At 64.7% G+C, this 18,860-nt stretch carries 17 protein-coding genes; 8 read left to right on the plus strand and 9 right to left on the minus strand.

Annotation, left to right across the window (positions count from 1 at the left end; translation table 11 throughout):
- The first annotated feature begins 19 nt into the window (after positions 1-19).
- Complete coding sequence (locus tag F474_RS14910) at positions 20-730, plus strand: FadR/GntR family transcriptional regulator (RefSeq protein ID WP_097084841.1); 711 nt, start codon at positions 20-22, stop codon at positions 728-730.
- Between the two features lie 3 nt (positions 731-733).
- Here F474_RS14910 and F474_RS14915 read toward each other — a convergent pair whose 3' ends face one another.
- Complete coding sequence (locus F474_RS14915; protein WP_097084840.1) at positions 734-1,087, minus strand: hypothetical protein; 354 nt, start codon at positions 1,085-1,087, stop codon at positions 734-736.
- A gap of 363 nt (positions 1,088-1,450) precedes the next feature.
- Here F474_RS14915 and F474_RS14920 point away from each other — a divergent pair, with 363 nt between their 5' ends.
- Positions 1,451-2,455 carry a sulfate ABC transporter substrate-binding protein gene (locus tag F474_RS14920; protein WP_097084839.1) on the plus strand — a complete coding sequence of 335 codons (1,005 nt, stop codon included), beginning with the start codon at positions 1,451-1,453 and terminating at the stop codon, positions 2,453-2,455.
- Between the two features lie 149 nt (positions 2,456-2,604).
- Positions 2,605-4,641 (plus strand): acyltransferase family protein, encoded by a 2,037-nt coding sequence (locus tag F474_RS14925; protein WP_097084838.1) that lies wholly within the window; start codon positions 2,605-2,607, stop codon positions 4,639-4,641.
- Here F474_RS14925 and F474_RS14930 read toward each other — a convergent pair.
- The 8 genes from F474_RS14930 to F474_RS14965 all read right to left on the minus strand — a co-directional run bounded on the left by F474_RS14930 (position 4,635) and on the right by F474_RS14965 (position 12,798).
- A complete protein-coding gene (locus F474_RS14930) occupies positions 4,635-5,567 on the minus strand; it encodes a D-2-hydroxyacid dehydrogenase (protein ID WP_097084837.1) in 933 nt (310 codons plus the stop codon). The genes F474_RS14925 and F474_RS14930 overlap by 7 nt on opposite strands.
- 198 nt (positions 5,568-5,765) lie before the next feature.
- The gene (locus F474_RS14935; protein ID WP_097084836.1) at positions 5,766-6,059 is read right to left on the minus strand and encodes a YcgL domain-containing protein; all 294 of its coding nucleotides are present in this window, start codon (positions 6,057-6,059) and stop codon (positions 5,766-5,768) included.
- Complete coding sequence (gene rnd, locus F474_RS14940; RefSeq protein ID WP_097084835.1) at positions 6,056-7,234, minus strand: ribonuclease D; 1,179 nt, start codon at positions 7,232-7,234, stop codon at positions 6,056-6,058. The genes F474_RS14935 and rnd overlap by 4 nt, the downstream gene beginning before the upstream one ends.
- A gap of 56 nt (positions 7,235-7,290) precedes the next feature.
- On the minus strand, positions 7,291-8,907 hold the full coding sequence (locus tag F474_RS14945; protein ID WP_097084834.1) for a phosphoethanolamine transferase: 1,617 nt from the start codon (positions 8,905-8,907) through the stop codon (positions 7,291-7,293).
- 260 nt (positions 8,908-9,167) lie between these two features.
- Complete coding sequence (locus F474_RS14950; RefSeq protein WP_097084833.1) at positions 9,168-10,226, minus strand: DUF1176 domain-containing protein; 1,059 nt, start codon at positions 10,224-10,226, stop codon at positions 9,168-9,170.
- A gap of 11 nt (positions 10,227-10,237) precedes the next feature.
- Complete coding sequence (locus F474_RS14955; RefSeq protein WP_097084832.1) at positions 10,238-10,909, minus strand: hypothetical protein; 672 nt, start codon at positions 10,907-10,909, stop codon at positions 10,238-10,240.
- Positions 10,906-12,366: a M48 family metallopeptidase gene (locus F474_RS14960; RefSeq protein ID WP_256577726.1), complete on the minus strand. Its 1,461-nt coding sequence runs from the start codon at positions 12,364-12,366 to the stop codon at positions 10,906-10,908. Before F474_RS14960 ends, F474_RS14955 begins: the two co-directional genes overlap by 4 nt.
- Before the next feature lie 3 nt (positions 12,367-12,369).
- Complete coding sequence (locus tag F474_RS14965) at positions 12,370-12,798, minus strand: hypothetical protein (protein WP_097084831.1); 429 nt, start codon at positions 12,796-12,798, stop codon at positions 12,370-12,372.
- Positions 12,799-12,976: 178 nt separating this feature from the next.
- Here F474_RS14965 and F474_RS14970 point away from each other — a divergent pair, with 178 nt between their 5' ends.
- The 5 genes from F474_RS14970 to F474_RS14990 all read left to right on the plus strand — a co-directional run bounded on the left by F474_RS14970 (position 12,977) and on the right by F474_RS14990 (position 18,824).
- A complete protein-coding gene (locus tag F474_RS14970; RefSeq protein WP_097084830.1) occupies positions 12,977-13,924 on the plus strand; it encodes an AraC family transcriptional regulator in 948 nt (315 codons plus the stop codon).
- Positions 13,925-14,047: 123 nt separating this feature from the next.
- Positions 14,048-15,373 (plus strand): Nramp family divalent metal transporter, encoded by a 1,326-nt coding sequence (locus F474_RS14975; protein ID WP_256577742.1) that lies wholly within the window; start codon positions 14,048-14,050, stop codon positions 15,371-15,373.
- A 73-nt stretch (positions 15,374-15,446) separates the two neighbouring features.
- The gene (locus tag F474_RS14980; RefSeq protein ID WP_097084828.1) at positions 15,447-16,634 is read left to right on the plus strand and encodes an MFS transporter; all 1,188 of its coding nucleotides are present in this window, start codon (positions 15,447-15,449) and stop codon (positions 16,632-16,634) included.
- A 221-nt stretch (positions 16,635-16,855) separates the two neighbouring features.
- Positions 16,856-18,145 carry an MFS transporter gene (locus F474_RS14985; RefSeq protein ID WP_097084827.1) on the plus strand — a complete coding sequence of 430 codons (1,290 nt, stop codon included), beginning with the start codon at positions 16,856-16,858 and terminating at the stop codon, positions 18,143-18,145.
- A gap of 145 nt (positions 18,146-18,290) precedes the next feature.
- Complete coding sequence (locus F474_RS14990) at positions 18,291-18,824, plus strand: gluconate 2-dehydrogenase subunit 3 family protein (RefSeq protein ID WP_097084826.1); 534 nt, start codon at positions 18,291-18,293, stop codon at positions 18,822-18,824.
- The last annotated feature ends 36 nt before the right edge of the window (positions 18,825-18,860 follow it).

Raw genomic sequence — 18,860 nt, forward strand, 5'->3', positions numbered from 1 at the left:
TGCCACAAGCCCCAGTCTCATGGATTACCGCAAGCCCCCCAAACGCAAAAGCCTGCACAGCCAGATCGTCCACGACATCGGCATGGGCATCGTCGCCGGGCGTTGGGAACCGGGGCAGAAGCTACCTGCCGAGGCGCTGCTGTGCGAGGAGTATGCCGTCAGCCGCCCCGTGCTGCGCGAAGCGACGCGGGTGTTGGTTGCCAAGGGGTTGGTGTATTCCAAGCCGCGGGTCGGTTCAGTGGTGCGCCCACGTGGCGAGTGGCACCTGCTCGACCCTGACGTGCTGCACTGGCTGATGCAGAGCAGCCCGCAGAACGACTTTTTCGCCATGCTGACCAATGTGCGCGCGGTGATCGAGCCAGCCGCGGCGGCAATGGCGGCGCAGTACGCCACCCCTGAGGAAGTGGCGGCGATCGCCGAGGCATACCAGCGCATGGAGGCGTCGGGCTCGGCCGACTCGCTGCTGCAACCGGACCTCGATTTTCACGCGCGCATTGCCGACGCCACCCACAACGACCTGCTCACCCACCTCTGCAACATGTTGTCGTCGGCGTTGCGAGAGGCACTGCGCTATTCGAACCAGCGGCCGAACCTGCACGAGTTGGCACTGCCCCGGCACAAGGCGATTCTCACCGCCATCGAGCATGGTGACGCCCTCGGCGCGCGGCAGGCGGCGCTGGTGCAACTGGACGACGCGCGCGATGCCTTGGGCGTGGTGCTGGGTGTTTGAACGTTACAGGCAGGTGGCCAGGGTCGCCTGGCGCTTCTGTGCCGCTTCGCCACGGCGGGTTTCGCCGTAGAAGCGCACCAGGCTGCCGCGGCCGTTGGGCTCGATGTCGGCAAAATAGGTAGAGGCGTGATTCGAGACCGTGAACCGGCCTTTGCCGTCGCGGTCGGTGAAGGCGTCGGCGTCGGTGCCGAACAGCGACTCCAATTGCCAGGTGGTTTCGACGCATTGGGCCATGTCGACCGGCAGGCGCGCTGATTCGAGGGTGGCGATCGGGCCGGCATCCCGGGCCTGGCCCATGCGGTAGGTGGCACAGCCGGCCAGGGCGAGGATGGCGAGGGCGACGACGCAGCGCTTCATGGGAGCTTCCCGTGCAAAAGGGCCGACTATAACGCAGTCATCAGCGGCCTTGATAGTTACCATCGCCACAGGCCACCTTCTGCTTTTTCGGGCGGGGCGTAACATGCTGCTCACTCACCCCCTACCCTCTTCAAGATGGAGCCCATTGCCATGGACCTGCCTACTCTGAGCCTGTTGGTCGCTGCCTTCGCAGCCATTGCCGCGTGCCCTTTCGCTTTGCCAGCGTTGAGCCTGTTCGATCAGCAAGACGACCAATAGCGCCAAAAGGCATAAGGCCCGAACCTTCGGAACTTTCGAAGGCGGCAAAGGGGCGGTTATAGTCGCCCGCACTGCCCTCCTGCCACATACAAGGACCTTCTGCACGTGAAACGACTGTTAAGTGCCTCCCTGCTCGCGGCAGGCCTGGCCTATGGTGCCCATGCCCTGGCTGCCGATGCCAAGCCGACCTTGCTGAACGTTTCATACGACGTGATGCGCGACTTCTACAAGGATTACAACGCCGCCTTCACCCAGCACCTGAAGGATGAAGCCAAGCCAGAGGCGAACCTGCAGTTGTCGTTCGGGGGTTCGAGCAAACAGGCACGCTCGGTGATCGACGGCCTGCAGGCCGACGTCATCACCATGAACATGGCCACCGACATCAATGCTTTGGCCGACAATGGAGGCCTGGTGCCGCAAGACTGGGCGGCCCGCTTGCCGAACAACAGCGCCCCGTTCACCTCGGCGACGGTGTTCATCGTGCGCAAGGGCAACCCCAAGGCACTCAAAGATTGGCCCGACCTGCTCAAGGAGGGCGTGGAAGTGGTGGTGCCCAACCCCAAGACCAGCGGCAACGGCCGCTACACCTATCTCTCGGCCTGGGCTTATGCCCAACGCCACGGTGCCGATGACGCCAAAGCCCGCGAGTTCGTCGGCAAGCTGTTCAAGCAGGTGCCGGTGCTCGACACCGGTGGCCGCGCCGCCACTACGACCTTCATGAAGAACCAGATCGGTGATGTACTGGTGACGTTCGAAAATGAGGCCGAGATGATTGCCCGCGAATTCGGCCGCGACCAGTTCGAGGTGGTGTACCCCAGTGTGTCGGCCGAAGCTGAACCGCCGGTGGCCGTGGTCGACAAGGTCGTGGACAAGAAAGGCACTCGCGCCCTGGCCGAGGATTACCTGAAGTACCTGTGGTCGCCCCAAGGCCAGGAAATCGCCGCTAAGAACTACCTGCGCCCTCGCGACCCCGCCGTGGCGGCCAAGTACACCGACCGCTTCCCCACAGTCGAGCTGATTTCCGTGGAAAAGACCTTCGGCGACTGGCGCACGGTGCAGAAAACTCACTTCGCCGACGGTGGCGTGTTCGACCAGATCTACCAGCAGTGACCTTCAAGGTGCCCGCCGAGCGCGGGCACCTCGACAAATACCGCGCGCCAAGGTAAAACGGCAACCTGTACTCCCCTCTCCCTGTCGCACCCCTGCCCGCCGCTGGCAGTGCGGTAGCGTGCCCGCTGACTTTTCCAGGTTCCTGACCCATGAAGAATGCCCCTCATTCTTCCGTGCCCTATCGCGCGGAAGTCGATGGCTTGCGCGCCATTGCCGTGCTCCCGGTGATTCTCTACCACGCAGGCATCAGCCTGTTCGGCGGAGGTTTCGTCGGGGTGGACGTGTTTTTCGTGATCTCCGGCTACCTGATCACCTCTATCTTGCTCAGCGAACATGAACGCGGCAGCTTCAGCGTGCTGCGCTTCTACGAGCGCCGTGCTCGGCGCATTCTGCCGCCGCTGTTCGTGATGATGGCGGTGTGCCTGCCACTGGCCTGGCTATGGCTGGACCCTATCGCCCTGCGCAGCTTCGCCAAAAGCCTGGTCACGGTGCCCCTGTTTTCGTCCAATGCGCTGTTCTGGATGGAAACCGGCTATTTCGGCGGTGATGTCGAGCTCAAGCCGCTGATCCACACCTGGACCCTGGCGGTTGAAGAGCAGTACTACCTGATTTTCCCGCTGCTATTGTGGCTGGGCTGGCGCATGCCGCGCCGGCTACTGGTAGCCGGCCTGGCGCTGCTGGGCTTGGCCAGCCTGACATGGGCTGAATATGGCGCCCAGCAGGCTTCCACCGCAGCTTTCTACCTGTTGCCTGCCCGGGGCTGGGAGTTGCTGCTCGGTTCACTGCTGGCATTCGCGCTGCAGCGCCGGCCACAGCCGGCCCACGGTGCCATGGCCGAAGTGGGCGGGTTGCTCGGGCTTGGGCTGATCGGCTATGCGGTGTTCGCCTTCGGGGTGGGCACGCCCTTTCCTGGCCTGCACGCGCTGTTCCCGACCCTCGGCGCAGCGCTGGTGATCGCCAGTTGCAGCCCCCGTACTTTCGCCGGGCGGCTACTGGCCAGCCGGCCACTGGTGGGCATAGGCTTGATTAGCTACAGCGCCTATCTGTGGCACCAGCCGCTGTTTGCCTTCGCTCGCAACGCCGACCTGATGCCACCCTCCACGGCAGCCCTGCTCGGCCTGGCGGCGCTGTCACTGGTGCTGGCGTGGTTGAGCTGGCGCTTTATCGAAGGGCCATTTCGCGACAAGCAGCGCATCAGTCGCCGGCAGATTTTCAACGCCAGTGCCCTGGCCTCCGTGGCGTTCATGGCCATCGGCCTGCTGGGCTACCAGCAGCAGGGCTTCCCAGGCCGCTACAACCTCGACCCTGCATTGGTCAACGCTTTCGTCGACCCGACCATCCGCCATGCTTGCGACCAAGGCTACAACGGCGACGGCAAAAGTATTTCGCTGTGCTACTTCGGCGCCGCCAGCCAGGCGAACGGCGCGAGCCTGGCGGTGTTTGGCGACAGCCATTCCGAAGCGCTCCTGCCGGCCTTCGCGCAGCTCGCCGACGGCCTGCCCCACGGCATCGCGCACCTGGGTGTTGGAGGCTGCCCGCCCTTGCTGGGGGTAGATGTGGCCGCGGGCAACTATGCCCCCACGGCCTGCGAGGCGCTGGCCCAGCGGCAACTGGCCTTCGTGCGCGAGCACAAGGTCCGCCATGTGGTGCTGATCGCACGCTGGTCGTTGTATACCGACGGGGGCTATCAAGGCGCGCGCAAGGTGCGCTATTTCCTCACCGATGCGCAGCACAGCCATCAGGACCAAGCCACCTCACGGCAGGTATTCGAAGCCGGCCTGGCGCGCACCGTGGCGCAGTACCGCGCGCTGGGTGCACAAGTGGATGTGGTGGCCCAAGCCCCGCAGCAATTGGCCAGCCCGCGCAACCTGTATTACCGCCTGGCGCATCAGCAACAGGACAGCCAGGCGAGCAAGCTCGCCGCCGTGCAGGCGCTGTCGGTGCCTTATCAGGAGCACAAGGCACTGCAGGCCTACACCCGCGGCTACCTGCAGCAATTAGCCGATGCTGGGCAGATACGGCTATTTAGCCTGGATGCAGCCTTCTGCGATGCCCAACGCTGCCTGATCGGCGACCTGCGCCCCTGGTACAAGGACAGCGACCACCTCAACGAACAAGGTGCCGAGCGCAGCCTGTCGGTGGTGCGCCAGATCGTCGAGCCGGCAACGGTTGCCGCCGTTCAGTAGCCGCGGTCGAAATCAACCGCGCCTTTGATCGGCTGGCCGGCCTGGAACGCCTTGAAATTCTTCATGAACAGCTCGGCCATCAGCTCAGGAGAGGTGGGCGCTGCACTGTGACCCGTCAGCAGCAGGCCCCAGGCCGTCCAGAATGGATGCTGCTGCGGCAGCGGCTCCTGCCGGCAGACGTCGATGACCGCGCCCGCCAAATGGCCCTGCTTGAGCGCGCTCACCAGGTCGGCGTCTACCACCGAGGTGCCGCGCCCTGCGTTGATGAACAAGGCATCAGGGTTGAAGCGGGAGAACAGCTCGGCATTGTAGATATCTTCAGTAGCCGGCGTGTTGGGCAACAGGTTGATCACGTAATCGGCCTCGGCCACCCGCTGGGGCAGTGCCTCCAGCCCGCTGACGCTGCTGAACGGCGCTTGTTTGCGTGGGCGGCTGGCAATGCCATGCAGCTTGACCCCGAACGGCTTGAGAAAGCGCGCCACGGCCACACCGATGTCGCCGATGCCGACGATCAGCACGCGTTTGCCCTGCAGGCTCGGCACAAGGCGGTTGTCCCAGCGGCGCTCGACCTGGCTGACCAGCCGCGAGAGCACCAGCCGTTCATGGCCGAGCAGGTAGGTAAGCACGTATTCGGCCATCACCTGGCCAAAGATGCCCACTGCCCGTGAAAGGGTGTAGTCGCGTGGCAACCCCTCTGCCAGCAACGGCGTAATGCCCGCCCAGGTCGACTGCACCCAGCGCGGGCGATGGCCTTGGCGCAGCAGGCTGGCCAGCAGGTCGGGCTGGCCTAGCCAGATATCGCACCGTGCCGCGTACTCTGCGAGCACGGCAGAATCGTCACTGGTGAGCACTTCGAGGTGGGGCGCTTGTTCGCCCAGCAGGCGAGCGTAGGTGGCGAAGCTGTGCTCCGCGATCAGGACGGGCATGTAGAAACCTTGCAGAAAAAGCGGGCACGCGCCGGCACCTGCGGTGCCGATCGGTTTTCGGGTACGCGTCGCCCGGCTGGCCGGCCCCCCATGGTTCACTGCAGAGCTGTGTGGGGGTCGGCTGGCCGCGCGAGGCGACTTGATGTTCGAAACAGGGCGCCACAGTAACGAAAAATCCGAAGCCTGACAGTGAAATCGTCAGACCGGGTCGTTACGCCGCAGCAGCTCTTCAGGCAGGTGTTCGATGTACTCTTCTTCTGGCGGCGGCATCTGCAGGTGGTAACCCTGGGTGTCGAGGTTTTCCAGCACTTTGGTGATGTCTTCGCGGGCCAGGGTGCGCTCCGGGGTGAGCACCAGGTCGAAGGCGTGTACCGGTGTGCCGAACAGCGGCAGCAAGCCCTCCGGCACCTTGGCAATGCCATCGGCCTTGAGGGTGTAGAGGTACATTTCTCGCTTACGCGGGCTCTTGTAGATCGAACAGATGCGTTTCATGCGGTTTCCTTTGGCCCAGCCGAGTGCGGCCCAGCCGGATGCGGCCCAGCCGGATGCGGCCCAGCCAGAGCGTCGAGCAGTTTTTGGCCCAGGCGCTCACGGCGCCAGCCGCGCAGAGACTCGGGCAGTTGATAGGGGCCATCTGGAAAGCCCGAGCGCAGCAGCGCTTCGAGGGTTTTCTTGCGGGTGGCCAGCTCCGGGGCGATGCCCAGCTCGGCGGCCTCGGCCTGGCCAACCGCGCGCAGGCGCTTGAGGATCCCGGAGGCTTCGATCGGCAATGGCTCGGGCAGCACCTGCGGCCACTGCTCACGAGGCAGGCTGGCGGCCGTGCGGATCAGCTCGATCAAGGCTTCACCGTCTTGGCGCAGGGTACGCGGGTGCATGTCCTCGATCTTGGCCATGGCAGTGAGGTTGTCGGGCTGATAGCGCGCCAGCGGCCACAGGCTGCTCTCCTTGAGAATCCGGTTGCGTGGCACATCGCGCAGCCTGGCCTGGGTTTCGCGCCAGGCGCACAGTTCGCGCAGCACCGCCAGTTGGGCCGGGGCCAGCTTCCAGGCAAGCTTGGCATCACGGTACAGCTCATGCGGGTCGGCTTCACGGGTGAGCTGGGTAACCAGCTCCTGGCCGTCGTCGAGCACCCAGGCGGTTTTTTCATCGGACAACCGCGGCTTGAGCGCGCTGTACAGCTCGGCCAGGTGCAAGGCGTCTTCGGCCGCATAGCGCACCTGGCTGTCGGCCAGCGGCCGTTGCAACCAGTCGGAGCGCGTTTCACCCTTGGGCAGCTCCAGGCCCAACACTTCCTGCACCAGGCGTGAGTAGCCCATGGAGAAGCCCAGGTTCAGGTAAGCAGCGGCCAATTGCGTGTCGAACAGCGGCAAGGGCGAGGCGCCGGTGAGCCGCAACAGCACCTCAAGATCTTCGCCGCAGGCGTGCAGCACCTTGAGCACGCCAGGGGCCTCGAGCACCTGGGCAAGGGGCGCCCATTGATCGATGCACAGCGGGTCGATCAGCCAGGCTGTATGGCCATCGCTGACCTGCACCAGCCCGGCTTGCGGGTAGAACGTGTCGACCCGCATGAACTCGGTATCGACCGCGATGAATGAAAGCGTGCGCCATTGCTGGCAACAGGCAGCAAGGCTTGCGTCGTCAAGAACCCATTCGATGTTGATTGGCACGCGGCACTCCTCAGGCAATGCCGCGCAGTATATCGCGCTTGGCGCCTGGCTGCAGGTCAGCCACGGCAGGCGGCGAACAGGTCAAGTGCCGGGTCGTAGGTTTGGGTCTGCACCTGCAGCAGGCCGAGCATCGAATGAAACAGGTTGTCCTGGCTCAGCGGCCGCTCGCGGCTGGCCTGCAGGCAAGTGGTGTTGACCTTCAACGCCTGCTGGTAGCCGTCGGAAAACCACGCCAGCATCGGCACATGCTTTTGCTGCTCTGGGGCCAGCATGTAGGGCGTGCCGTGCAGGAACAGGTTGTACTCGCCCAGCGACTCGCCGTGGTCGGAAAGGTAGAGCATGGCGCTGTCGACGCTGCCCTGGTGCGCGCGCAGCGTGTCGATCAGGCTTGCCAGCACCTGGTCGGTGTAGCGCAGGGTGTTGTCATAGGCGTTGACGATCTGCGCCTGGCTGCAGTTGTTCAACGCATTGCTCTGGCACACCGGGCTGAAGGGTTCGAAGCCTGCGGGCACGCGCTTGTAGTACTCCGGCCCATGGCTGCCCATCTGGTGCAGCACCAGCACGGTGTCGCGGGTCAGGTTGCCCAGCAGCCCCGGCAGGTCGCGCAGCAGGATGGCGTCATGGCATTCCCCGCCTGCGCAGTAGGCTGGGTCGGTTTCATTGCTCAGGTTGCGGTAGCTCACCCGCGAGCAGGTGCCTTTGCAGCCTGACTGGTTGTCCAGCCAGATCACATCGAGCCCGGCATGCTTGAGGACGTCCAGCAGGCCCTCCTGGTTGGCCGCGACGCCGGCCGAGTAATTCTTGCGGGTGAGGTTGGAGAACATGCACGGCACAGACACTGCCGTTTCGGTACCGCAGGAATGCACATCGGGAAAAGCGATCAGGCCCTGCTCGGCGGCCAGCTTCGGGTTGGTGTCGCGGCTGTAGCCCAGCAGGCTGAAGTTTTCCGCACGGGCGCTCTCCCCTACCACCAGTACGGTCAGGGTCTTGCGGGTGTGCTGCTGCCAGGCCGGGCCCAGGTGCGCGTCTTCACCGATCGCGCGAAACGGATGGCGGGCGCTGTCGACCTGCTCGCCGAGATAGCCCAGGGTGGCACCGATCAGGTTGCTCGGCACCACCAGCAGGCGCAGCTCGTGGTGGTTGCGAAACAGCGAGGCCAGGCCCTGGTAGTTGCTCAACGCCAGGGCGCTGATCAGGCAGGCGCTGCCCACCGCCACCAGCAACTTGCTCAGCAGCGCCCGCGACCAACGCCGATATTTGACCGGCCACAACCACAGCACCAGCGAAGGCAGCACGCCCAACAGCGTGAGGTAACCGAGCAGCTTGAGCGACAGCAGGCCGCCCACTTCGTTGACGTCAGTCTCGGCGACGTTTCGGAACATCCCGGCGTCGATCAGCACGCCGTATTCGTTCATGAAATACGCCACCCCGGCGCTGGCCATGAACAATACCGTCAGCAGGGGCTTGAGGGTCCAGCGCCCGGCCAGCAGGCTCAGCACCAGGTTGAACGCCAGCCCCACCATGGCGATGAACGCGGCGCGCAACACCCAGCCGCCGCTCTGTTGGGTCACTTCCAGCAATCGCTGCCACAACGGCACGTTGAACAGCGCCAACAGCAGCGCGCTGGCGGCCAGGGTCACGGCTTCGGGCCGCACGGCTTGGGGTTTGTACATAGGCGGTCGGGCTTCTTTTCTCGAACCAACGGGGCGGCGCTTGCCGGCGCCATGCTCATGGCGGCGGAATCTAGGCGCCGGCCGGGCAATTTTTCGTGAAAAAGACCGTGATGAATAGTCGCCCCCGCAGATCGTTCAGGGGCGATTCAGGCACAGCCGGTGGGTCACTTGCACACGAAAAAGCCTAGCAGCCGCCAAGCGGTCGAGAAGGCGCTCTTGATCTGGCTTCAGTGAATCTGGAGCCCGACGTTTTTCAACCGTTACAGCGCGGGGTCGGCGCGGTAGGAGACCGGCCAGAACATCAAGGGGTAGCCTACGCATTCGCCCATGCTGGCACTGAACAACGGCTGGAAGCGCTCGCCGTCGAAGCGCCAGCGGCCAATGCTGCCGCAGTCGCCCAGCCCCCGCGCCTTGCTGAAGGCCTCCAACACGCCGGTGGCCGGGTCGTAGCTCAGCGCCCCCCAGGTCCAGGCGTTCTGCTCGTCGGTGTTGGTGATGGGCTCGGCGGCCGGGAAGGGGGGAAGGTCCAGCGCCTGAAGTTGTGCGGGGGCCGCACGGGGCACAAGGTAGACGAGGTGGTCACAGTTGTAGGCCGCGCAGCCATAGCGGGCGATCACCAGCGCGGTGTCGGCGTTCAGCGCCCAAGCCTGAAGCTCTGCGGCAGGCTCATCGGCATCGGCGTCACCCTGCAGGTCACTCGCGGCAGCCTGGCGCACGGCGTCGAGCACACGTTGTGCCTCATCGGCAGGCAGTGCTGGCACCGCTGCGAAAGGCTGCAGTGCCAGCAACGGCGGCGCCGGCGCGGTCAGTGACGCGCCGTCCCCGGGCCGGATCAGTGCGCTGCGCGTGCCCAGCCGATGCTGCTGCTCATCCATGAACAGCAAGGTGGCGGTCAGGCCTTCGAGCGAGGCACTGGCGGCGCCGTCCGGCCCCGGCTGGCTGAGCACACGGCCGTTGCGCAGGGCCGAGAGAAACGCATTGGCGGTTTCGCCCTCCCCGTGCCAGCCAGCGGCCTGGCCATCGTTGACGGGCGCCAGGGCCGTCGCCAACGGCTTGCCGTCGAGCAATAACGGCCGGGGGCCTGCGCTGGTCCAGGCCATCGCATCGACCACCGGTGCGGCATCGAAAGGCGCCTGGCGGCTGATACGCAACAGCAGGTTGGCGCCCCCCTCCATCTCGTGCACGGCCACCGCCGTGCAGCGCAAGGTGTTGTCGCAGGCCACATACCAATCCTTGAAGGTCTTCTCCACGGGGATCGGTGCGGGCGCCGCACAGGCAGCGCCAACGAAGCAAAGCGGGAGTAACTGCAGATAACGCATGGAAAGCTTCCTTAGCGACGGTGCGCTTGGCCGGCAGTGAGCGACTGCAGTTCAGCTTGAGCCTGGGCAGCGTCGCAATAGGCCAAAAGCATACCCATCAGTTGCTCGGCATCAAGCACCTGCCCATCGAACTCGAAACCGTACGCCACCAGGCGCAGCTCGGTCGCACCGCTGCGCCGCTTGAGGGTGGCGCCCGGCATGATCGCACCTTTGCGATTGGTGATGCGTGGTAGCCCGGCACCTTCGCGCAAGGTCAGATGGATACGCATCATCTTGCCGTCGCGAATGTGGGCCTGAGTGATGTCGCGCAGCGCTACGGGTGCTTCAAGGCCGCAGAACCACAAGTGGGTGCGCGTCAGGCGCAGCAGCACCCGCTTGCCGGCATCGCGGTGCTGCCAGTAGCTCAACACGAAGGCCAGGCTCACCAACCACATCACCGGGCCCATGAACCGCGCCTTCTCGCCGGCCAATGACATCAGGCCGAAGGCAAAGAACATCACCGCCATCACCACCGCCAGCCTTCGCACGCGGGGGGTGAGCACAAGCTCGGTGACTTCAGGCACATGGGCAATACGTTGCTGGCAATGGGCGATGCCCGCCTGGTGTTGGTCATAGGCGTATTGGTTGTAATCCCCGGTCAAGGATTGCGCCAACTGCGCCAGCGGATCATTGGACGATGTCATGCGGGTAGTCCTTCAGGGCTGGAGGCAGGCCGGCTGATCAGGTCGTTGAACCAGCGCCGATCATGCTCGGTTGGTGGGCGAGTGGCCTGGGCCAACAGTTCGGCGTCCAGCGACACTTTCAGGTGGGCCAGGCGCTGCTCAGTAGGCGGATGCGTGTCAAAGGGGTGCGCCACGGCGCGGGCGAAGGCCTGCTTGTCCAGATCAAGGCGATGGGCACGCAAGTGCTCGCCCAGGGCGCGGATCAGGTCATCACCGCGGCTGGCCTGAAGCAACTGCTCGATCACCCCAGCCAGGGCAATCACTCGCAGCAGCGCCTGGCCGAATATCGCCTCGCCAGCCACAGCGGCGCCGGCGCGGTCGGCGACCAGCTCCTGCGCCCGGCTCCAATGATGCACCGCCACCTGGAAGTAATGCAGAAAGCGGCCCGCCATCCACAGCACGGGGCGTTCGATCCAGGTCGGTTGCTCGCCCTCATCGGTCAACGCCCAATAGTGCTCGCACATCAGTTGGAAACGCGCTGCCGTCTCGCTGCCCAATTCAGTGTCACGAGTACTGAAATGGCCCAATTCATGGCCGATCACCGCGGCCGCCTCTTCCTGGCTCATTGCAGAGAGATAGGTAAGCGGCAAATACAAAGTGCGGCCGCTCAGCACCTGGCCTGAGGGCTGCAACGTGACCTCTACGCTGGTGACGAAAAACGATTGGTCCACGCCCACTACCAGGTGGTCGGGTACCGGCGCTGCGGTACGGCGCGCCAGGTGCTCGACCCAGGCCCAGAGTGCAGGCGCAGTGTCACGGGCCAGTGGCATCCCAAGGAAAGCCGAGCCCGGTGCCTGTAGCGCGCGCCAGCGCGGCCCCAGTTGCACGGCCATCTTGCCGCCCAGGTAAAGCGTGCCCACCAGGGGCAGGCAAAGCATCAAGGCCAGCCAGTTGCCGTCATGCCGGTGGCTCCAGCCCCAGCTCAGTTCCGACAGCAACGCCAGCGACAGCGCTGCCAGCACCAGTGCCAGCCAGCCCCGCAGCCATTGACCGAGTACCTGCCAGCTATGGCTGAGGTGTTCATAGAGAAACACCCGAGACGCGCGGGCGCGCCAGGCATCGACACGCACGCGCAGCCAGATCGCTGGGCCGCCCAGCAGAGCGGCCAGTGCCAGCCACCAGGCAACGTGGGCCAGTACCGCACGCAGATGCAGTGGCCCGCTATCGGCCTCGATCGCTGCAATGCGCCGGTTGAAGAAGTCGCGGCGCGAGCTGTACTCCATCCTGACCTGTTTGCCCTCGTTGCCCTGCAGCCGCTCAAGCAGAGCGTCATCGGGGTGCTCGGTCCACTGGCGCATGATGCGCGCGTCGGCCAAGAGGCTTTCGGCCCGCCAGGCCTGCTGGGCGGCCCAGCCCATCAGAAACAGCGGCACCAGCAAGATGGCCAGTGCCTTCCACAGGGTCTTCAGGCGTGCCACTGCTCACTGCGCCTTGAGGTAATCGGTCAAGAACGCTTGAGCATCGCCTTGGCTGGAGAGCATCGGCGAATAACCGACCTGGATCGGCTTGGCCTCGCCCGGCAGGTACAGCTCGCCCCAGCCATCCTGAACGATGAGCACCACATACTTCTGGCCATCGACGATGGTGGAGTAGCGAGTGTCCTTGGCGGTCTTTTCCACGGTCATCTTCTGGATGCGCAGGTTCCAGTCGTGGTCGACGTCTTCGAGTTGCACCAACGCCTGGTTGTCGCTGCGCGCACCGATGCGCAGGGTCCAGACCTTGACGCCTTGCTCGCCGCCGTAGGCCACTACCTTCTCGGCCACTTCGGGCCGCTCTTGGGCGGTCGCGTTCAGTGTCAGCATCGCCAGGGCCATGCCCAAGACGGCAGCCCAGTTACGCAGGTTCAGCATGGAAAACTCACTTTTGGTTTTGGCAGGGGCGTTCATTGAATCAGCCCTGGGTCGCTTGCCAAGCAAAGCGGTCGCCGGCCACAACAAAGGCCGTGCCAATCACAAAAAGGCGAGCGATGCAGGGTGAATGAAGCTACCCTGTACGACCGTGCCAGACCCGTTGAAGGATGCAGTAACGATGGACAACTGGAACCCGTATCTGGATACCCATTTCAGCTTCGACCGCCCCGCGGCCCTCGCCCAGGCGGGGGTGCTCGACACCAGCGCCCGCCAAGTGCTGGGCAGTGCCATCGGCCACTACCGCGCCCGCACGGTGCGACCGCAGATGCAGTACTTCGACTGCGACCTGCAATTTCCAGAGCCGCTGCGCATCCACAAGGTGCTGCCAGGCAGCCTTTGCATCGTGCAGGTGCTCGGCGGGCAATGGCTGCACAAGGTCGATGGCCGGCTCAACCACTACACCCCCGGCACCCCTCACCTGCTGGGGCTGAGCGAAAGCATGGAAGCGGTGGATCAGCTGCCCGCCGGCAGCCACGCGCGCATGGCCGGTTTGCGGGTCGATGGCCAGTATCTGCGGGAGCTGGCCGAAGAAGACACCAGCCTGCAACCCTTGCTAAGCCTGCTCGAAGACGGCATCCACTTCGGCGAGTTGCGCGGTGCAGGCGTGATGGGCACGCTGCTCGAGCGGCTTTATCAATCGCCCTACCAGGGCGCGCTCGAACGGCTGAACCAGGAGAGCTTGAGCCTGGCGCTGCTGGTGGAGCTGGCCGTCAACCTTCGCGGCACCTCAGCGCCGCTGCCCAAGGTGGCGCGCGGGCAGCGTGACCTGGCGCACGAGGCCCGCCGGCTGCTGGATGCGAACCTGGCCGAGCCGCCGGGCAGCCTGACGCTGGCGCGGCAACTGCAGGTCGGTGAGACCACGTTGCGCCGCGCCTTCAACGAAGTGTTCGGCCAGTCGATGTTGCAGTACGTGCGCCAGCAGCGCATGGAACTGGCACGTACGCTACTGCGCCAACGCAAATGGCAGGTGGCGCAGATCGCCTATCGGCTGGGCTACGCAAACCCTGCCAATTTCAATCACGCCTATAAAGCTTATTTCGGCCACCCTCCGGGAGCGGAGTGTTAACGTTCGGGAACGCTTATGTGGCGGCGCTGCTCTGAAACAACACGCGCCCTCTTTCATCCCGAGCATTTCTTCGTGGCAAAACCCAATCCCCAACGCCAGGCCGACGGCGGTGAGCCGGCCCTGTTGAGCCGCCATGCTGGCGGCACCAGCCGCGCAAGCCTTGGCGAGCTCAATGCCAGCGTGCGATTGCCCGCCGGTGCCGGCTGGCTGCGCCGGCTGCTGGCCTTCACCGGGCCAGGCTACATGGTCGCGGTCGGCTACATGGACCCAGGCAACTGGGCCACCGACCTCGCTGGCGGCTCGCGCCTGGGCTATCTGCTGCTGTCGGTGATCCTGCTGTCGAGCCTGATGGCGGTCGTGCTGCAAGCGCTTTCAGCGCGGCTAGGCATCGCCACCGGGCTCGACCTGGCCCAGGCCTGCCGCGAGCGCTGCCCGATGCCGGTGAACATCTTTCTATGGCTGGCCTGCGAAATCGCGATCATCGCCTGCGACCTGGCCGAAGTGATCGGCACCGCCATCGCGCTGAAGCTACTGTTCGGCATTGAGCTGCTGTGGGGGGCAGTGCTCTGCGCGCTGGACGTCTTTCTGATCCTGCTGCTGATGCGCAAGGGGTTCCGTGCACTGGAAGCCTTCGTCGCCAGCCTGCTGGGGCTGATATTTCTCTGTTTTGTGGTGCAGATGGCGCTCACTCACCCGCCGATCGCGCAGGTGCTGGCCGGTTTCATCCCGCGCGCCCAGGTGATTACCGACCCTACCGCGCTGTACCTGGCCATTGGCATCCTCGGTGCGACGGTGATGCCGCACAACCTCTACCTGCACTCCTCCATCGTTCAGACCCGCGCCTACCCGCGTACCGATGCCGGCCGCCGCGAGGGGCTGCGCTGGGCAGTTACCGACAGCACCCTGGCCCTGACCCTGGCACTGTTCGTCAACGCCGCCATATTGATCACCGCTGCAGGGGTGTTCCACGCCGGCGGGCACACCGAAGTAGAGAGCATCGAGCAGGCTCATGAGCTGCTCTCGCCCATGCTGGGTGTGGGCATCGCTTCGGTGCTGTTCGCGGTCGCACTGCTCGCCTCCGGGGTCAACTCCACCGTCACCGCGACCCTGGCCGGGCAGATCGTGATGGAAGGCTTCTTGCACTTGCGCTTGCCGCACTGGCTACGGCGCCTGATCACTCGCTGCCTTGCGGTGATCCCGGTGGTGGTGATCACCGCGATCTACGGCGAGCGCGGCACCACAGAGCTGCTGGTGTTCAGCCAGGTGGTGCTGTCGATGCAACTGCCGCTGGCGGTGATCCCGCTGGTGTGGTTCGTGGGCGACCGCAGGCTGATGGGGCCGTTGGTCGTTGGCCCCGCAACGAAGGTGCTGGCCTGGGCGATCGCCGCGGTGATCGTGGGGCTCAACACCTGGCTGTTGCTGGGCACCTTGCAAGGGTGGGGAACTTGAGCGGCCAGTGCGGTTCTAGACGCCCCGGTGGCTGATTCGTTAGCATCCCCGCCCTTTTTCTTCCGGAGCTTTCATGACTGCTCAGCAAACGCACGCCCCTGCGCTGCCCGCCCGTAGCGCCCTGAAAATGGAAGCAGCCATGGCCGTAGGCAGTTTCGCCATCGGCACGGGTGAGTTTTCCATCATGGGGCTGATGCCCGACATCGCTCACAACCTCGGCCTGTCAGAACCGCAGGTTGGGCACGCCATCAGTGCCTATGCACTGGGGGTGATGGTCGGTGCGCCCTTGCTGGCCATCCTAGGCGCCCGGCTCAAGCGCAAGCACATGCTGCTATGGCTGATGGCGCTGTATGCCTTGGGGAACCTGGCAACAGCCTTCGCCCCTACGTTTGGTTCGCTGATCGCCTGCCGCTTTATCGCAGGCCTGCCCCATGGCGCCTATTTCGGCATCGCGGCGGTGGTCGCCTCGAGCATGGTGGCCGCCGGCAAGCGCGCCGGTGCCGTGGCGCGGGTGATGTCGGGGCTAACCTTGGCCATGCTGCTGGGCAACCCCATTGCGACCTTTCTAGGCCAATTGGCCGGGTGGCAATCGGCGTTCGTACTGGTGGGGGGCATCGCGCTGGTGACCATCGGCCTGGTCAACCATTGGGTGCCCAGCCCGGAGGATGAACAGCGCAGCGACCCGCGCAAGGAGCTACAGGCATTCAGCCAGCCCCAGGTGTGGATGGCCCTGCTGATCGGCGCTATCGGCTTTGCCGGGATGTTCTGCGTGTTCAGCTACCTGGCGCCGACGATGCTCGAGGTCACCCGCGTTACGCCGCAGTGGATTCCCTTCGGCCTGGCGGCGTTCGGTGTGGGTGGCATCCTGGGCAACATTGCCGGGGGCAAGCTGTTCGATCGCCTGGGCTTTCGTGCCGTGGGCGTGCTGCTGGTGTGGGCGATGCTGGTGCTGCTGTTGTTTCCGTTCGCGGCCAGCTCCCTGTGGGGCGTGCTGCTCGGCATCGGGCTGGTAGGCACGATGGTTTCGCTGGCCGCGCCGCTGCAGATCCGCCTGATGGACATCGCCGCCAACGCCCCAAGCCTGGCCGCGGCATCGAACCATGCGGCCTTCAACCTGGCCAATGCCCTGGGGCCGTGGTTGGGTGGCATGGCGATCACCGCGGGCCTGGGCTGGACCAGCACCGGCTTCATCGGTGCCGCTACTGCACTGGCCGGCCTTGGCCTGTTCATTCTCGCGCGGCGCCTGCCCGGAGGAGACTGACGGGGGTGTTGTCCGACAGGTCAGGCACCCACGCCTAGCGCTGAAAATAGCGCGACACTTGATGGTGTTCCCTACTCCCCCCCTGAAGGCTAACGTTTTCAGGGGTTTTTAATAGGTTCTGAATTGACACCCACGCAGCTGCTCGCTATAAAAGCCAGGTGATATGACGACATACCTCGTCACAATTTCGCGTCCAACAAAAACAAATCGAGCGCACACCCATGAAGATCAAAGGCATCCGCTGGTGGATGGTCGGGTTGATGATCGCAGGCCTGGTCATCAACTATCTGGCTCGCAACACCCTCTCCGTCGCCGCCCCGACCATGATGTCGGAACTGAGTATATCCACCGAGCAATACGCCCACATCGTGGTGGCGTGGCAGATGGGCTACGCCTTCATGCAGCCGGTGGCTGGCTACATCGTCGACGCCATCGGCACCAAGATGGGCTTTGCCTGTTTCGCCGTGGCCTGGTCAGTGGTGTGCGCTATGGCGGCAATGGCGACCGGCTGGCAAAGCCTTGCCTTCCTTCGCGGCATGCTTGGGATAACCGAGGCAGCAGGCTTTCCCGCCGGGGTGAAAGCGACCACCGAGTGGTTCCCAGCGCGCGAGCGCTCGGTGGCGCTGGGCTGGTTCAACGTTGGCTCTTCGCTCGGTGCGCTGATCGCACCGCCACTGGTGGTGTGGGCCATCCTCAACAGTGGCTGGCAACTGGCATTCATCCTGGTCGGTGCGATGGGGCTGGTCTGGAGCGCACTGTGGATGTGGCTGTACAAGCACCCACGCCAGCAAGCGCGGTTGTCCGATGAAGAGCGCGACTACATTCTCGCCGGCCAGGAAGCCCACCTCAAAGACGCCAAGCCCGCCCGCGCGCAATGGCGCAAGGTGTTCGGCCGGCGCAACTTCTACGCCATCGCGTTGGCCCGGTTCATGTCCGAGCCCGCCTGGCAGACCTTCAACGCGTGGATCCCGCTGTACCTGATGACCGAGCGGCACATGAACATCAAGGAAGTGGCGATGTTTGCGTGGCTTCCGTTCCTGGCCGCAGACCTGGGTTGCGTGCTGGGCGGCTATCTGTCGCCGCTGTTTCACAAGTATTTCAAAGTATCGCTGTTCACCTCGCGCAAGCTGGTGATGCTCAGCGGTTGCCTGTGCATGATCGGCCCAGGCTGCATCGGCTTGGCCAGCAGCGCCTACACCGCCATCGCGTTGCTCTGCGTCGGCGGGTTCGCGCACCAGATGCTCTCAGGCGCACTGTACTCGATTACCTCCGACTCCTTTGGCAAGAATGAAGTGGCGACTGCTACGGGCCTTGGCGGGATGTTCGGTTTCCTGGGGGCGGCGCTGTTCACGATGGTGCTGGGCGTGCTGGTGACCCAGGTCGGCTACAGCCCGCTGTTCGTGGCACTGACGGTACTGGACCTGGGCGCTGCTGCGCTGATCCTGATCTTGGCTCGGCAGGTGGTCGAACCGGCTCAGCCCGAGCCCCGGATGGCACCGGCCGCAGCCTGAAGATAGGCCGCTCTCTGGGCGGGTTCCGAGCATCGGCGCATCATGCGCCGGTGCCCTGAAAATCTCTGCAACAACAAGAAACCTATGGGCAGCGGCCGGGTCTAGTGAACCAGTCCCTTCAACGCCATGCAGCCCGAGGTTTTCCATGGCCGTAGAACACGCTTTGCGCTTCGTCGAGCCTTGCCCACCGCCGCCGGTGCCGCTGCTCGAACCTTCGGCCACTCTGCGCCGTGGCCCCCGGTTTTTCGAGGCATGCCAGAGCCGCACGCTCGAAGCGCTGTGCAATCGCGTATTACCCCAACCCTCCGCCCACCACGCCGTGCCCTTGGCGGCCCTGCTCGACGCCCGTTGCTTCGCTGGGGTAGATGCAGCCGACCCCGAGCTGGGCACGCCGCGTGAATGCTGGCGCACCGCCCTGGCAGCGATCGATGCCGAAGCGCTGGCTCGTTACGGCCGCAACTTCTGCAACCTGCGCGGCGGTGAGCAGGATGCGCTGCTGGGTGCAATGCGCCAGGGGCTGCTCACCCACCCCGCCTGGCAAGGGCTCAGCTGCCAGCGTTTCTTCGCCGTGAGGTTGCTGCGCGACATTTCTACGGCCTACTACAGCCACCCCGCCGCCTGGCCCTCTTCGGGGCTGATCGGCTCATTTGCATTCACCGCGCAACCGCGCCAAGAATAGCCACGGGCGCCAGCGACTGGCCGGCGCCGTTGGGTA

It is taken from the genome of Pseudomonas sp. URIL14HWK12:I12, assembly GCF_003097135.1.
GTDB lineage: Bacteria > Pseudomonadota > Gammaproteobacteria > Pseudomonadales > Pseudomonadaceae > Aquipseudomonas.

Coding starts and splice junctions, on each gene's coding strand:
- F474_RS14985 (WP_097084827.1), top strand. CDS start 16,856: ATGAAGATCAAAGGCATCCGCTGGTGGATGGTCGGGTTGATGATCGCA.
- F474_RS14935 (WP_097084836.1), bottom strand. CDS start 6,059: ATGAAACGCATCTGTTCGATCTACAAGAGCCCGCGTAAGCGAGAAATG.
- F474_RS14990 (WP_097084826.1), top strand. CDS start 18,291: ATGGCCGTAGAACACGCTTTGCGCTTCGTCGAGCCTTGCCCACCGCCG.
- F474_RS14915 (WP_097084840.1), bottom strand. CDS start 1,087: ATGAAGCGCTGCGTCGTCGCCCTCGCCATCCTCGCCCTGGCCGGCTGT.
- F474_RS14930 (WP_097084837.1), bottom strand. CDS start 5,567: ATGCCCGTCCTGATCGCGGAGCACAGCTTCGCCACCTACGCTCGCCTG.
- F474_RS14910 (WP_097084841.1), top strand. CDS start 20: ATGGATTACCGCAAGCCCCCCAAACGCAAAAGCCTGCACAGCCAGATC.
- F474_RS14945 (WP_097084834.1), bottom strand. CDS start 8,907: ATGTACAAACCCCAAGCCGTGCGGCCCGAAGCCGTGACCCTGGCCGCC.
- F474_RS14970 (WP_097084830.1), top strand. CDS start 12,977: ATGGACAACTGGAACCCGTATCTGGATACCCATTTCAGCTTCGACCGC.
- F474_RS14980 (WP_097084828.1), top strand. CDS start 15,447: ATGACTGCTCAGCAAACGCACGCCCCTGCGCTGCCCGCCCGTAGCGCC.
- F474_RS14955 (WP_097084832.1), bottom strand. CDS start 10,909: ATGACATCGTCCAATGATCCGCTGGCGCAGTTGGCGCAATCCTTGACC.
- F474_RS14950 (WP_097084833.1), bottom strand. CDS start 10,226: ATGCGTTATCTGCAGTTACTCCCGCTTTGCTTCGTTGGCGCTGCCTGT.
- F474_RS14965 (WP_097084831.1), bottom strand. CDS start 12,798: ATGCTGAACCTGCGTAACTGGGCTGCCGTCTTGGGCATGGCCCTGGCG.
- F474_RS14925 (WP_097084838.1), top strand. CDS start 2,605: ATGAAGAATGCCCCTCATTCTTCCGTGCCCTATCGCGCGGAAGTCGAT.